This window comes from Geobacillus sp. YF-1 (assembly GCF_052692335.1).
Window position 1 is genome coordinate 1,203,604 of the sequence record NZ_CP199850.1, and the last position, 14,078, is coordinate 1,217,681.

Genomic DNA, 14,078 nt, shown 5'->3' on the forward strand with positions numbered 1-14,078 from the left:
AACGAGGTGGCGAATGAATGAGACAAAGTCAAGCGTTTATTCCGACGTTGCGTGAAGTGCCGGCGGACGCGGAAGTGAAAAGTCATCAGCTTCTGTTGCGGGCCGGTTTCATCCGCCAAAGCACGAGCGGCGTCTATACGTTTTTGCCGCTCGGGCAACGCGTTTTGCAAAAAGTAGAAGCGATCATCCGGGAGGAGATGAACCGCATCGGGGCGATGGAGCTCCTCATGCCGGCGTTGCAGCCGGCTGAGCTTTGGCAGCAGTCCGGCCGCTGGTATTCATACGGTCCCGAGCTCATGCGCCTGAAAGACCGCCATGAGCGCGATTTCGCCCTCGGGCCGACGCATGAGGAAATGATCACAGCGATCGTCCGCGACGAGGTGAAAACGTACAAGCGGCTGCCGCTCGTCTTGTACCAAATTCAAACGAAATTCCGCGACGAAAAACGTCCGCGCTTTGGGCTGCTGCGCGGACGGGAATTTATCATGAAAGACGCGTATTCGTTCCATACGTCGAAAGAAAGCCTCGACGAAACGTACAACAACATGTACGAAGCGTACGCGAACATTTTCCGCCGCTGCGGCTTAAACTTCCGCGCCGTCATCGCCGATTCGGGGGCGATCGGCGGCAAAGACACGCACGAGTTTATGGTGTTATCCGACATCGGCGAGGATACGATCGCCTATTCCGATGCGTCCGATTATGCGGCCAACATCGAGATGGCGCCGGTCGTCGCCACGTATGAAAAGCCTGATGAGCCACCGGCCGAGCTGAAAAAGGTGGCGACCCCGGGGCAAAAAACGATCGCGGAAGTGGCTTCGTACTTGCAAGTCGCGCCGGAGCGCTGCATCAAATCGCTCTTGTTTCACGTCGATGGCCGCTACGTGCTCGTGCTCGTCCGCGGCGACCACGAAGCGAATGAAGTCAAAGTGAAAAACGTCTTGGACGCGACGGTGGTGAGACTGGCGACGCCGGAGGAAACGAGGCAAGTCATGAACGCTCCGGTCGGCTCGCTCGGCCCGATCGGCGTCAAGGAAGAGGTGAAGGTGATCGCCGATCATGCCATCGCGGCAATCGTCAACGGCGTCTGCGGCGCCAATGAGGAAGGCTATCATTATACGGGGGTCAACCCCGGCCGCGATTTTCCCGTCAGCCAATATGCGGATTTGCGTTTCGTCCAAGAAGGCGACCCGGCTCCCGATGGCAAAGGGACGATCCGCTTCGCCCGCGGCATTGAAGTCGGCCATGTGTTCAAGCTTGGCACGAAATATAGCGAAGCGATGAACGCCGTTTATCTCGATGAAAACGGTCAAGCGCAGACGATGATCATGGGCTGTTACGGCATCGGCGTTTCCCGGCTTGTCGCGGCGATTGCCGAGCAATTTGCCGATGAACACGGGCTCGTCTGGCCGGTTTCAGTCGCGCCGTTCCACGTTCATTTGCTGACGGCGAACGCCAAAAGCGATGAACAGCGGGCGCTCGCCGAGGAATGGTACGACAAGCTTGGACAAGCGGGGTTCGACGTTTTGTACGACGACCGTCCCGAGCGCGCGGGAGTGAAATTTGCCGACAGCGACTTGATCGGCATCCCGCTCCGCGTCACCGTCGGCAAGCGGGCCGGTGAAGGCGTTGTCGAAGTCAAAGTGCGGAAAACCGGCGAGTCGTTTGATGTGCCGGTCGCCGATCTCATCGAGACGGTGCGCCGTCTCTTGCAAGGGTGAACGAACAGCGCTGGTGAACAAGACGATGGCTGTCTTTTTCGCCGGCGCTGTTGCCGTTCGTATGGTATGATAGAAAAAGAGAAACGATTTCATGCGAGGGGAAGCCATGATGAATGCGCAAAAAGAGCGGTTTCTTGTGCTGCTCGAGCAGCTGAACATGACGTCGGATGAATGGCTGCCGCATTTTCGGGAGGCGGCGATTCGCAAAGTGGTGATTGATAAGCACGAAAAGAGCTGGCATTTTTATTTTCGCTTCGCCAACGTGCTGCCGGCTGACGTCTATCAAACATTTGCCAACCGGCTGCAAGCGGCGTTTCGCCATATTGCCGCCGTTCGCCATACGGTCGAAGTCGACGCGCCGCACGTGACGGAGGCGGATGTGCAGGCGTATTGGCCGCTTTGCCTTGAGCAGCTGCAGGAAGGCGTCTCCCCGCTCGTGGACGCGCTCCGCCGTCAGACGCCGGCCGTGAGCGGAAACAAGCTCATCGTCAAAGCCCGGCACGAGGCGGAAGCGTTGGCCATGAAGCGGCGGTTCGCCAAAAAAATCGCCGATGTATACATGTCGTTTGGGTTTCCGTCTCTTCAGCTTGACGTTACTATTGAGCCGGTCGACCAAGAAATGGAGCAGTTTTTGGCGCAAAAGCGGCAAGAGGATGAAGAACGGGCGCTCGCCGTGCTGACCGATTTGGCGAAAGAAGAGGAAAAAACAGCGACAAGCGCTCCGTCTGGTCCGCTTGTCATCGGCTACCCGATTCGCGACGAGGAGCCGGTGCGCCTGCTCGAGACGATCGTCGAGGAAGAGCGGCGCGTCGTCGTCCAAGGGTACGTGTTTGCCGCCGAAGTGAGCGAACTCAAAAGCGGTCGCACGCTGCTGACGGCCAAAATCACCGATTACACGAACTCGATTTTAGTCAAAATGTTCTCGCGCGACAAAGAAGATGCCGAACTGATGCACAGCGTCAAAAAGGGCATGTGGGTGAAAGTGCGCGGCAGCGTGCAAAACGATACGTTCGTCCGCGATCTCGTTCTCATCGCCAACGATTTGAATGAAATCGCCGCCAATGAGCGGCACGATACGGCGCCGGAAGGAAACAAGCGGGTCGAGCTTCATTTGCATACACCGATGAGCCAAATGGATGCCGTCACACCGGTGGCAACGCTTATTGAGCAGGCGAAAAAATGGGGGCATCCGGCCGTTGCCATCACCGATCACGCGGTCGTTCAGTCGTTCCCGGAGGCGTACAGCGCGGCGAAAAAACACGGCATAAAGGTGATTTACGGCCTCGAAGCCAATATCGTCGATGATGGCGTGCCGATCGCCTACAATGAGGCGCATCGCCGCCTTTCCGATGAGACGTATGTCGTTTTTGACGTCGAAACGACGGGGCTGTCGGCCGTGTACAACACGGTCATCGAGCTGGCGGCGGTGAAGGTGAAAGACGGCGAGATCATCGACCGGTTCATGTCGTTTGCCGATCCGGGCCACCCGTTGTCCGTGACGACGATGGAACTGACCGGCATTACCGATGAGATGGTAAAGGGCGCACCGCAGCCGGAGGAAGTGCTGGCTCGCTTTATCGACTGGGCCGGCGACGCGACGCTCGCCGCCCACAACGCCAGCTTCGACATCGGCTTTTTAAATGCTGGCCTCGCGAAAATGGGGCGCGGCCACGTGCCGAATCCCGTCATTGACACGCTCGAGCTCGCCCGCTTTCTATACCCGGATTTGAAAAACCATCGTCTTAACACGCTATGCAAAAAGTTTGCTATCGAATTGACGCAGCACCACCGGGCGATTTATGACGCCGAGGCAACCGGTCATTTGCTCATGCGGCTGTTAAAAGAAGCGGAAGAGCGGGGCATTTTGTATCATGATGAACTGAACAGCCGCACGCACAGCGAGGCGTCCTACCGCCTTGCCCGCCCGTTTCACGCGACGCTGCTGGCGCAAAACGAGACGGGGCTGAAAAATTTGTTTAAGCTCGTGTCCTTGTCGCACATTCACTATTTTCATCGCGTGCCGCGCATCCCGCGCTCCGTGCTTGTGAAGCACCGCGAAGGCTTGCTTGTCGGTTCGGGCTGCGACAAAGGAGAGCTGTTTGACAACTTGATCCAAAAGGCGCCGGAAGAAGTGGAAGACTTGGCTCGCTTTTACGATTTTCTCGAAGTGCATCCGCCGGATGTGTACAAGCCGCTCATTGAAATGGGCTATGTGCAAGACGAAGAGATGATCAAAACCATCATCCGCCACATCGTCGCCCTTGGCGAGAAGCTGAATATTCCCGTTGTCGCCACCGGCAACGTTCATTACTTGAATCGGGAGGACAAAATTTACCGAAAAATTTTGATCCACTCGCAAGGCGGAGCGAATCCGCTCAACCGGCACGACCTGCCAGATGTGTATTTCCGGACGACGAATGAAATGCTCGATTGCTTCTCGTTTTTAGGGCCGGAAAAGGCGAAAGAAATCGTCGTCGACAACACGCAGAAAATCGCCTCGTTAATCGGCGATGTCAAGCCGATCAAAGACGAGTTGTACACCCCGCGCATTGACGGCGCGGATGAGGAAATCCGCGAGATGAGCTACCGGCGGGCGAAGGAAATTTATGGAGATCCGTTGCCAAAGCTCGTCGAAGAGCGGCTCGAAAAAGAGCTGAACAGCATTATCGGCCATGGGTTTGCCGTCATTTATTTGATTTCGCATAAGCTCGTGAAAAAATCGCTTGATGACGGCTACCTCGTCGGCTCGCGCGGGTCGGTCGGATCATCGTTTGTCGCGACGATGACGGAAATTACCGAAGTGAACCCGCTGCCGCCGCATTACGTCTGCCCAAGCTGCAAGCATTCCGAGTTTTTCAACGATGGGTCGGTCGGCTCGGGCTTTGACTTGCCGGATAAAAACTGCCCGCGATGCGGGGCGAAATACAAAAAAGACGGGCAAGACATCCCGTTTGAGACGTTCCTCGGCTTTAAAGGCGACAAAGTGCCGGATATCGACTTGAACTTCTCAGGGGAATACCAGCCGCGTGCCCATAACTATACGAAAGTGCTGTTTGGCGAAGACAACGTCTACCGCGCGGGCACGATCGGCACGGTGGCCGACAAAACGGCGTACGGATTTGTCAAAGGCTATGCGAGCGACCATAACCTCGAGCTGCGCGGCGCGGAAATCGACCGGCTCGCGGCCGGCTGCACCGGGGTGAAGCGGACGACCGGGCAGCACCCAGGCGGCATTATCGTCGTCCCCGATTATATGGAAATTTACGACTTTACGCCGATTCAATATCCGGCCGATGACACGTCCTCCGAATGGCGGACGACCCATTTCGACTTCCACTCGATTCACGATAATTTGCTGAAGCTTGATATTCTCGGGCACGACGATCCGACGGTCATCCGCATGCTGCAAGATTTAAGCGGCATCGACCCGAAAACGATCCCGACCGATGATCCGGATGTGATGGGCATTTTCAGCAGCACCGAACCGCTCGGCGTCACGCCGGAACAAATTATGTGCAACGTCGGCACGATCGGCATTCCAGAGTTTGGCACGCGCTTCGTAAGACAAATGTTGGAAGAGACAAAACCAAAAACGTTTTCCGAGCTCGTACAAATTTCCGGGTTGTCGCACGGCACCGATGTGTGGCTCGGCAATGCGCAAGAGCTCATTCAAAGCGGGACGTGCACGCTGTCGGAAGTGATCGGCTGCCGCGACGACATCATGGTCTATCTCATTTACCGCGGGCTCGAGCCGTCGCTGGCGTTTAAAATTATGGAATCGGTGCGCAAAGGGAAAGGATTGACGCCGGAATTCGAAGCGGAAATGCGCAAACACGACGTGCCGGAGTGGTACATTGAGTCATGCAAAAAAATCAAGTACATGTTCCCGAAAGCGCACGCCACCGCCTACGTGTTAATGGCGGTGCGTATCGCCTACTTTAAGGTGCATCATCCGCTCTTGTATTACGCGTCGTACTTCACGGTGCGGGCCGAAGATTTCGACCTTGACGCCATGATCAAAGGATCGGCCGCCATTCGCAAGCGGATTGAAGAAATTAACGCCAAAGGCATCCAAGCGACAGCGAAGGAGAAAAGTTTGCTCACCGTCTTAGAGGTGGCGCTGGAAATGTGTGAGCGCGGCTTTTCGTTCAAAAATATTGATCTGTACCGTTCACAGGCGACCGAATTCGTCATTGACGGCCATTCGCTCATTCCGCCGTTTAACGCCATTCCCGGCCTTGGCGACAACGTGGCACAAGCGATCGTGCGCGCCCGTGAGGAAGGTGAATTTTTATCCAAAGAAGATTTGCAACAGCGCGGCAAAGTGTCGAAAACGCTGTTGGAATATCTGGAACAGCGCGGCTGCCTCGACTCGCTTCCCGACCATAACCAGCTGTCACTGTTTTGACGGCGGAAAACGGCCTGCTTTTTTGCGGCCGTTTTCCGTTGCAATATCATTACCAATATGTTATAGTTTTAGTGGAATTGGCAAAGATAATGGCAGGCAAAGAGTGGGGAAACCCACTCTTTCGTCTTGAATCGGCATCCGTCTTTCGTTCATTCCCCGCCTTGAGCAGGGGATTTTCTCATTATGCCATACGTGCAGCTTGGCTCGGTAAGGAGGAAAACGATGGGCAAAAAAGTGACAGACACGGTCGAACAACTCGTGGCGCCCATTTTGGACGAAATGGGGCTGGAGCTCGTGGACATCGAATATGTGAAGGAAGGGAAGAACTGGTTCTTGCGCGTTTTTATCGATTCAGAGAACGGGGTCGATATTGAACAGTGCGGCGTTGTCAGTGAAAAACTGAGCGAAAAGCTCGATGAAGTCGATCCGATTCCCCACAACTATTTCTTGGAAGTCTCATCGCCGGGGGCGGAGCGGCCGCTGAAAAATGAAACCGATTTTTACAAAGCGGTCGGGAAACATGTCGTGATCAAAACGTATGAGCCGATTGAGGGAGAAAAACAATTCGAAGGCGAGCTGTCCGCTTTTGACGGAACGACCGTGACGCTGTCGGTAAAAGACCGCGGGCGGCAAAAAACGGTCGCCATTCCGTATGACAAAGTGGCAAGCGCAAGGCTAGCTGTCATTTTCTTCTAAGTGGCAAAAGGGGGATTTTCGTTTCATGAATACGCAACTGCTTGAGGCGTTAGCCGACCTGATGCGGGAAAAAGGCATCAGCCAAGAAGTCATCGTGGAAGCGATCGAAGCGGCGATCGTTTCGGCATACAAGCGCAATTTCGGCCAAGCGCAAAACGTGCGCGTCGACTTCAACATGGACACCGGCACGATCCGCGTGCTCGCGCGCAAGGACGTCGTCGAAGAAGTGACCGACCCGCGCCTCGAAATTTCGCTTGAAGAAGCGCAGCGAATCAATCCGAACTATCAGATCGGCGACGTCGTCGAACTGGAAGTGACGCCGCGCGATTTCGGGCGCATCGCGGCGCAGACGGCGAAGCAAGTCGTCACCCAGCGCGTGCGCGAAGCGGAGCGGAGCATTATTTACGCCGAGTTCGTCGACCGCGAGGAAGATATTATGACCGGCATCGTTCAGCGCATCGATCCGCGCTTTGTCTACGTCAGCCTCGGCAAAGCGGAGGCGCTTCTGCCGGCAAACGAACAAATGCCGAACGAAACGTACAAGCCGCACGATCGGCTGAAAGTCTACATTACCAAAGTGGAAAAAACGACAAAAGGGCCGCAAATTTTCGTTTCTCGCACTCATCCGGGCTTGCTGAAGCGGCTGTTTGAGCTGGAAGTGCCGGAAATTTACGATGGCACGGTCGAAATTAAGTCCATCGCCCGCGAAGCTGGCGACCGGTCAAAAATTTCCGTTCATTCCGACAACCCGGAGGTCGATCCGGTGGGCGCCTGCGTCGGGCCGAAGGGGCAGCGCGTCCAAGCGGTCGTTGATGAACTGAACGGGGAAAAAATTGATATCGTCCGCTGGTCGGCGGACCCGGTTGAGTTTGTCGCCAACGCCCTCAGCCCGGCGAAAGTGCTGCGCGTCATCGTGAACGAGGAACAAAAGGCGACGACCGTCGTCGTTCCCGACTACCAGCTGTCGCTCGCCATCGGCAAGCGCGGGCAAAACGCCCGGCTGGCAGCGAAATTAACCGGCTGGAAAATCGATATTAAAAGCGAATCAGAAGCGCGGGAAATGGGCATTGACCCATATGCGCCATCCACTTCGCTTGATTTCAGCGGCGCGGCGGCTGATAATGAACATAGTGAGGAAAGCGGCCAACCGTTCACTGAACCGGCAGACATCGAGTGAGGGGGAATGGAGATGGCAGCGCAAAAGAAAATTCCGTTACGCAAATGCGTCGTCACCGGAGAGATGAAACCGAAACGGGAAATGGTGCGCATCGTCCGCTCCAAAGACGGGGAGGTGTCGATCGACCCGACCGGCAAGAAGGCGGGGCGCGGCGCATACATGACGTTGGATCCGGAATGCATTTTGCTGGCCAAAAAGAAAAACATTTTGGCCCGCCATTTAAAGGCCGAAATTGCGGAAACGCTGTATGACGAGCTGCTCGCGTTGGCGGAAAAGGAGAAGCGCACGGGCCATGAACAATAGCCGCTGGGCATCGCTGCTAGGGCTGGCGCAGCGGGCCGGAAAAGTCGTTTCCGGCGAAGGGCTTGTCGTCAAAGAAGTGCAGCGGGGCAAAGCGCAGCTCGTTTTATTGTCCGAAGACGCATCGGCCAATACGGAAAAAAAAGTGACCGACAAGTGCGCGTTTTATGGCGTTCCGCTTTGCAAAGTGCCGGACCGCTATACGCTTGGCGGGGCGATCGGCAAAGACGCCCGCGTCGTCGTCGCCGTCACCGATGAAGGGTTCGCGCGTCAACTGCTGACGATGCTCGACCGATCTTAATGGGGGTGAATGTATGTCCAAAATGCGTGTCTACGAATACGCCAAAAAACAAAACGTGCCTAGCAAGGACGTTATCCATAAATTGAAAGAAATGAACATTGAAGTGAACAATCATATGACCATGCTCGAGGCCGATGTCGTCGAAAAGCTCGATCATCAATACCGCCCGAACACGGGGAAAAAAGACGGGCGAAAAGAGGAAAAGAAAGGGAAAAAGCCGGAGAAGCCGAAGCGGCCGACGCCGGCGAAAGCGACCGATTTTGCTGATGAAGAGCTGTTTGACGATGGAAAAGAAGCGGCGAAAAGCAAGCCGGTGAAGAAAAAAGGTGCGCCAAAAGGGAAGGAAACGAAAAAAACCGAAGCCCAGCAGCAGGAGAAAAAGCTGCTCCAAGCGGCGAAAAAGAAAGGCAAAGGGCCGGCCAAAGGGAAAAAACAAGCCGCCCCGGCCGCGAAGCAGCCGCCGCAGCCGGTGAAAAAAGAAAAAGAGCTGCCGAAAAAAATTACGTTCGAAGGTTCGCTGACGGTAGCCGAGCTGGCGAAAAAATTGGGCCGCGAGCCGTCGGAAATCATTAAAAAGCTGTTTATGCTCGGCGTGATGGCGACCATCAACCAAGATTTAGACAAGGACGCGATCGAACTGATCTGCTCCGATTACGGCGTCGAAGTCGAAGAAAAAGTGACGATCGATGAAACGAACTTCGAAACGATCGAGATTGTCGACGCGCCGGAAGATCTCGTGGAACGGCCGCCGGTCGTGACGATCATGGGGCACGTCGACCACGGAAAAACGACGCTGCTCGATGCGATCCGCCATTCGAAAGTGACGGAGCAAGAAGCGGGCGGCATTACCCAGCACATCGGGGCGTACCAAGTGACCGTCAACGACAAAAAAATTACGTTCCTCGATACGCCGGGGCATGAGGCGTTTACGACGATGCGGGCGCGCGGCGCGCAAGTGACGGATATCGTCATTCTTGTTGTCGCTGCCGATGACGGGGTCATGCCGCAAACGGTCGAAGCGATCAACCACGCCAAGGCCGCCAACGTGCCGATCATCGTCGCCATCAACAAAATGGATAAACCGGAAGCCAACCCAGACCGCGTCATGCAGGAGCTGATGGAATACAACCTCGTTCCGGAAGAATGGGGCGGGGATACGATTTTCTGCAAGTTGTCGGCGAAAACGAAAGAAGGCATTGACCACTTGCTTGAGATGATTTTGCTCGTCAGCGAAATGGAAGAATTAAAAGCGAACCCGAACCGGCGCGCCATCGGCACGGTGATTGAAGCGAAGCTTGACAAAGGGCGCGGCCCGGTGGCGACGCTGTTGATCCAAACCGGAACGCTTCGCATCGGCGATCCGATCGTCGTCGGCACGACGTACGGGCGCGTGCGCGCGATGGTGAACGACAGCGGCCGGCGCGTCAAAGAGGCGGGGCCATCGATGCCGGTCGAAATCACCGGTCTGCATGATGTGCCGCAAGCCGGCGACCGCTTTATGGTGTTTGAAGATGAGAAAAAAGCGCGGCAAATCGCCGAAGTGCGGGCGCAGCGGCAGCTGCAGGAGCAGCGGAGCGTCAAAACGCGCATCAGCTTGGACGATCTGTTTGAGCAAATTAAGCAAGGCGAAATGAAAGAGCTGAACTTGATCGTCAAGGCCGACGTCCAAGGATCGGTTGAAGCGCTTGTCGCCGCCTTGCAAAAAATCGACGTCGAAGGCGTGCGGGTGAAAATCATCCACGCTGCCGTTGGCGCCATCACCGAATCGGACATTTCGTTGGCGACGGCTTCAAACGCCATCGTCATCGGCTTTAACGTCCGTCCGGACGCCAACGCGAAGCGCGCCGCCGAATCGGAAAAAGTGGACATCCGCCTCCACCGCATCATTTACAACGTCATCGAGGAAATTGAGGCGGCCATGAAAGGAATGCTCGATCCGGAATACGAAGAAAAAGTGATCGGCCAAGCGGAAGTGCGGCAAACGTTTAAGGTGTCGAAAGTCGGCACGATCGCCGGCTGCTACGTCACCGACGGCAAAATCACTCGCGACAGCAAAGTGCGCCTCATTCGCCAAGGCATCGTCGTCTATGAAGGGGAAATCGATTCGCTCAAGCGGTACAAAGACGACGTGCGCGAAGTGGCGCAAGGCTATGAGTGCGGCGTGACGATCAAAAACTTCAACGATATTAAAGAAGGGGACGTCATCGAGGCGTACGTTATGCAGGAAGTGGCTCGGGCATGATCGGATTCGCCGCGTGCGAGTGCCTGATCTACAACGCCCGGTCGCTGAAGGACAAACGAGCCGTCTTGCAGCGGGTGCTGACGAGAATCCGGCAACGGTACAACGTGTCGGTGGCGGAAATCGATCATCAAGAAGCGTGGCAGCGGGCGAAAATCGGCCTCGTTGCCATCGCGTCCAGCCGCCGCGCTGCCGAACGGGAGCTCGAACGGGCGTTGGCGTTGCTCGATTCGTTTCCCGAGTTGGAGCGGGCGGCGACAGTATTCGAGTGGCTGTGATCGAGGTGATGGATGATGAATATACGGGCAACTCGCGTGGGCGAGCAGATGAAAAAAGAGCTGAGCGACATTATCGGTCGCAAGCTGAAAGACCCGCGCATCGGCTTTGTGACGGTGACCGATGTGCGCGTGACGGGCGATTTGCAGCAGGCCAAAGTGTACATCAGCATCTTGGGCGATGACAAACAGCGGGAAGAGACGCTGAAGGCGCTGGAAAAAGCAAAAGGGTTTATCCGCTCGGAAATCGGGCAGCGCATCCGCCTGCGCAAAACGCCGGACATTTTGTTTGAAATCGACGAAACGATCGAATACGGAAGCCGCATTGAGCAGCTGATCCGGCAACTTTCGGACAGCAAGGAAGCTGACGAGAATGCGGATAAGCAGTAGCAAGGGGGCTGACCGAAAAGGTTGGCTGCCTTCAAGATCGGCACGACCGATCGTGCGGCAGAAGCAGTCAGCACGTATATAGAGCAATAAAAGAGAGGATCCCGATCCTTTTGGGACACCCTCTTTGCCGCGCTTTATCCGCAAACGAGGACGAAAAGCGGCAGCGGACGTTCCTTTTCATTTGCGAGTATGGAAACAGAAAGGGTGCGCCGATGGACGGGGTATTGCTGCTCCATAAACCGAAAGGAATGACATCGCATGACTGTGTGGCGAGCGTGCGCCGCCTGCTCGGCGTCAAAAAAGCGGGGCACACCGGTACGTTGGATCCGAACGTGTCCGGTGTACTGCCCATTTGCCTTGGCAAGGCGACGCGCATCGCTGAATTTTTAACCGGCGCGACGAAAACGTACGAAGGAGAAGTGACGCTTGGCGCCGCGACGACAACGGAAGACGCCGATGGCGACATCATCGCCGCCCGCCCGATCGAGCGGGCGATCGCGCGCGCGGAGATCGAAGCGGTGCTGGACAGCTTGACTGGCGAAATAGAGCAAACGCCGCCGATGTACTCCGCGGTGAAAGTGGGCGGCAAAAAACTATATGAATACGCGCGCGCCGGCCTCGAAGTGGAGCGTCCGGTGCGGCGCGTGACGATTTATGAGCTGAAGCTGCTCGATGAGCGTGAGCAGTTCACCGGGGAAACGGTGTCGTTCCGCTTTCGCGTCACATGCAGCAAAGGCACGTATGTCCGTACGCTTGCGGTGACGATCGGCGAGCGGCTCGGCTACCCGGCGCACATGTCCGATCTGGTCCGGACGGCCTCGGGGCCGTTTCGGCTTGAGGAGTGCGTGACGTTGGCGGAGCTTGCCCGGCGAGCGGCTGACGGAACGGCCGCTTCCCTCATCATTCCGATTGAGCGAGCGCTCTTTCATTTGCCGAAATATCAAATCAATGATAAAGTAGCAGAGAAAGTAAAGAACGGGGCGCTGCTTCGCCTTCCCGCATTTTTCGAGCAGGTTGATGGACCGATTGTGCTCGTTTCGCCTGAGCGGGAAGCGCTGGCTCTGTACGTCAAGCACCCGACGCGCCCCGGCTTGATGAAGCCGCTCAAAGTGTTTCGTTCATGAAAAAGGCGCGGCGGAAACAAAGAAGGTGGGTTATCGATATGGAAACGCTGTTTCTTTCACATCCGCATCAGCTCGAACGGCAAGCGCTCCCCCCTGCCGTGATGGCGCTCGGGTATTTTGACGGCATCCACCTCGGCCACCAAAAAGTGATCAAAACGGCGGTCGAGGCTGCCAAGGAGCGCGGGTACGAAAGCGCGGTGATGACGTTCCATCCCCATCCGTCCGTCGTGCTCGGCAAACAGCCTGAACTTCGCGCCATCACGCCGCTTGGCAAAAAAGAGCGGCTCATTGCATCACTTGGCGTCGATCGGCTGTACGTGGTCGAATTTACGCCGACGTTTGCCGCCTTGGCGCCGGAGCAATTTGTCGACGAGTATTTGGACGGACTGCATGTCAAGCACGTGGTCGCCGGCTTTGACTTCACTTACGGGCGGTTCGGAAAAGGAACGATGGAGACGATGCCAACCCACGCCCGCGGCCGATTTGGGCAGACGGTCATTCCGAAACTCGTCGTCGATGGGGAAAAGGTAAGTTCCACCCGCGTGCGGAAGCTGCTTGAAAGCGGGGACGTGGATCAACTTCCCCGCCTGCTCGGCCGCTTTTATGATCTCGAGGGAACGGTCGTGGCCGGGGAGCGGCGCGGGCGGACGATCGGCTTCCCGACCGCGAACATCGCCTTAAACGGCGATTATATTTTGCCGGCAGTCGGCGTCTATGCCGTCAAGGTGACCGTCAATGGCAATGAGTATGAAGGGGTGGCGAACGTCGGATATAAACCGACGTTTCATGCGGCGCGCGAAGGGCTGCCGACGATCGAAGTGCATTTGTTCCATTTTTCCGGCGATCTTTATGGACAAACGCTCGTCGTCGAATGGCACCGCCGGCTGCGGAGCGAACGGAAATTTGCCAGCGTTGACGAACTGGCCGCGCAAATCGCCCGCGACAAGGAGGAGGCGGAGCAGTATTTCCGGCGCTTCAATGAAAAGACTTGCATTTTGCCGGAAAAAGAGGTATTCTAATCAGTGTATGTGAACCGTTGCTTGGCTAGGCGAGTCACCGACGCCCGCTCGGCAACCGGGGATTTCAAGCTAGGGAGGTGAACGAGGATGGCATTGACGCAAGAACGTAAACGCGAAATCATCGAGCAATTTAAAATCCACGAGAACGACACCGGTTCTCCGGAAGTGCAAATTGCGATTTTGACGGAGCAAATCAATACGTTGAACGAGCATTTGCGCGTCCATAAAAAAGACCATCATTCACGGCGCGGCCTGCTGAAAATGGTTGGGAAACGCCGCAATCTATTGACCTACTTGCGCAACAAAGATGTGACGCGCTACCGTGAATTGATTGAGAAACTTGGATTACGTCGATAAAAAAGCGGGAGCATTCCCGCTTTTTTGCTAGTTTGCAGGCGGGATTGACACGGCGATGATAACAATGACGC

General features: G+C 56.0%; 12 protein-coding genes. All 12 read left to right on the top strand.

Features of this window, described 5'->3' with window-relative positions; translation table 11 throughout:
- The first annotated feature begins 17 nt into the window (after positions 1–17).
- A complete protein-coding gene (locus ACTVIM_RS06130; protein ID WP_445613970.1) occupies positions 18–1,721 on the top strand; it encodes a proline--tRNA ligase in 1,704 nt (567 codons plus the stop codon).
- Between the two features lie 106 nt (positions 1,722–1,827).
- Complete coding sequence (locus ACTVIM_RS06135) at positions 1,828–6,129, top strand: PolC-type DNA polymerase III (RefSeq protein ID WP_445614316.1); 4,302 nt, start codon at positions 1,828–1,830, stop codon at positions 6,127–6,129.
- Between the two features lie 222 nt (positions 6,130–6,351).
- A complete protein-coding gene (gene rimP / locus ACTVIM_RS06140) occupies positions 6,352–6,825 on the top strand; it encodes a ribosome maturation factor RimP (RefSeq protein WP_033023085.1) in 474 nt (157 codons plus the stop codon).
- 25 nt (positions 6,826–6,850) lie between these two features.
- Complete coding sequence (gene nusA / locus ACTVIM_RS06145) at positions 6,851–8,002, top strand: transcription termination factor NusA (protein ID WP_033023087.1); 1,152 nt, start codon at positions 6,851–6,853, stop codon at positions 8,000–8,002.
- A gap of 12 nt (positions 8,003–8,014) precedes the next feature.
- Entirely contained in the window at positions 8,015–8,305 is a 291-nt protein-coding gene (gene rnpM, locus ACTVIM_RS06150) for an RNase P modulator RnpM (RefSeq protein ID WP_033023089.1), read from the top strand.
- Positions 8,295–8,603 (top strand): YlxQ family RNA-binding protein, encoded by a 309-nt coding sequence (locus ACTVIM_RS06155; protein WP_033843530.1) that lies wholly within the window; start codon positions 8,295–8,297, stop codon positions 8,601–8,603. Before rnpM ends, ACTVIM_RS06155 begins: the two co-directional genes overlap by 11 nt.
- Before the next feature lie 13 nt (positions 8,604–8,616).
- A complete protein-coding gene (gene infB / locus ACTVIM_RS06160) occupies positions 8,617–10,845 on the top strand; it encodes a translation initiation factor IF-2 (RefSeq protein ID WP_445613971.1) in 2,229 nt (742 codons plus the stop codon).
- A complete protein-coding gene (locus tag ACTVIM_RS06165) occupies positions 10,842–11,120 on the top strand; it encodes a DUF503 domain-containing protein (protein ID WP_033023101.1) in 279 nt (92 codons plus the stop codon). Before infB ends, ACTVIM_RS06165 begins: the two co-directional genes overlap by 4 nt.
- A 15-nt stretch (positions 11,121–11,135) precedes the next feature.
- Complete coding sequence (gene rbfA, locus ACTVIM_RS06170) at positions 11,136–11,507, top strand: 30S ribosome-binding factor RbfA (protein ID WP_033023102.1); 372 nt, start codon at positions 11,136–11,138, stop codon at positions 11,505–11,507.
- Between the two features lie 212 nt (positions 11,508–11,719).
- The gene (gene truB, locus ACTVIM_RS06175) at positions 11,720–12,631 is read left to right on the top strand and encodes a tRNA pseudouridine(55) synthase TruB (RefSeq protein WP_033023103.1); all 912 of its coding nucleotides are present in this window, start codon (positions 11,720–11,722) and stop codon (positions 12,629–12,631) included.
- 38 nt (positions 12,632–12,669) lie between these two features.
- Entirely contained in the window at positions 12,670–13,650 is a 981-nt protein-coding gene (gene ribF, locus ACTVIM_RS06180; RefSeq protein ID WP_033023104.1) for a bifunctional riboflavin kinase/FAD synthetase, read from the top strand.
- An 87-nt stretch (positions 13,651–13,737) separates the two neighbouring features.
- Positions 13,738–14,007 (top strand): 30S ribosomal protein S15, encoded by a 270-nt coding sequence (rpsO, locus tag ACTVIM_RS06185; protein ID WP_033023106.1) that lies wholly within the window; start codon positions 13,738–13,740, stop codon positions 14,005–14,007.
- The last annotated feature ends 71 nt before the right edge of the window (positions 14,008–14,078 follow it).